The organism is Vibrio sp. Y176 (assembly GCF_033438945.1).
On sequence record NZ_JAWOQS010000140.1, the window covers coordinates 1 to 1,019 of the forward strand.

1 protein-coding gene is annotated in these 1,019 nt (G+C 43.1%); it reads left to right on the top strand.

Annotated elements, in window-relative coordinates; all coding sequences use genetic code 11:
* Positions 1-5 precede the first annotated feature (5 nt).
* Positions 6-704 carry a type IV pilus biogenesis/stability protein PilW gene (pilW, locus tag R7O13_RS24675; RefSeq protein WP_412125723.1) on the top strand — a complete coding sequence of 233 codons (699 nt, stop codon included), beginning with the start codon at positions 6-8 and terminating at the stop codon, positions 702-704.
* Positions 705-1,019: the final 315 nt, after the last annotated feature.

The window sequence follows — 1,019 nt, forward strand, 5'->3', positions numbered from 1 at the left end:
CACTAATGTTGATGACTCAGTTTGCACTCGTAGGCTGTGTTACCGTAAAAGAAAACGGCGCTCCTATCGTGAAGGCCGATCCTGTTGCTATGGCAGAATCTCGCATCGCTCTTGGGCTTGGTTATCTCGAAGGTGGCAATATGATCCGAGCGCACGACAACTTGCAACAAGCCTTGAGCCACGCCCCACAATACTACCGCGCACAGCTTTCTATGGCACACTACTACGAAACTGTTGGTGAAGATGCGAAAGCAGAAGACATGTACAAACGCTCTTTACGCCAACACACCAAAAACGGCAACGTGCTCAATAACTACGGAACATTTCTATGTAAACGAGGTGATTTCCAACAAGCCGACCAAATGTTTAACCGCGCAATTGAACAACCTTATTACTACCTCATCCCTGCAAGCTACGAAAACGCCGCTTTCTGCGCATTGAAATCACAAGATAAAGACAAAGCAAAATACTACTTTACGCGAGCTATCGATCACGACCCACACCGCCCAAAATCGATTCTCCAACTTGCTAAACTCGAAATAGAAAGTGGCAACTTTACCGATGCAAGAATTCGACTGATGCGATTTAATCAAATGTACGGTGTGAAAAAACCGTCACTGCAACTTATGATCGAGTTAGAACGTGCGGCAGGTAATGAAGCGCTAGAGCAAAAATACGTAAAACAGTTAGAACGCATGTCTTAACGAGCCACACTAATAACCCAAACAGCATAAGTCTTTGCTTAACCTCTCATTTTATTTTCAGGCTCACTTACACCGTTCAAGTTAAGTGAGCCTTGTTTCTCAGAACGCCGACAAATCCCCTGTTTCACTTGTGTTTCAGTCACTGAAAGAGCGACATTACTCCTGTACTTAACATTCAAAATCGGTACTATTTGAAAGATACGTGACCGAGTCACTTTTTGAGTTCTAACTCAATAATTACTGAATGATTGTGCGCTTCGTTGAAGTGCAATTTGCTTTTATTTTGAATCTTGTCGTTCAAGAACATATACCCAA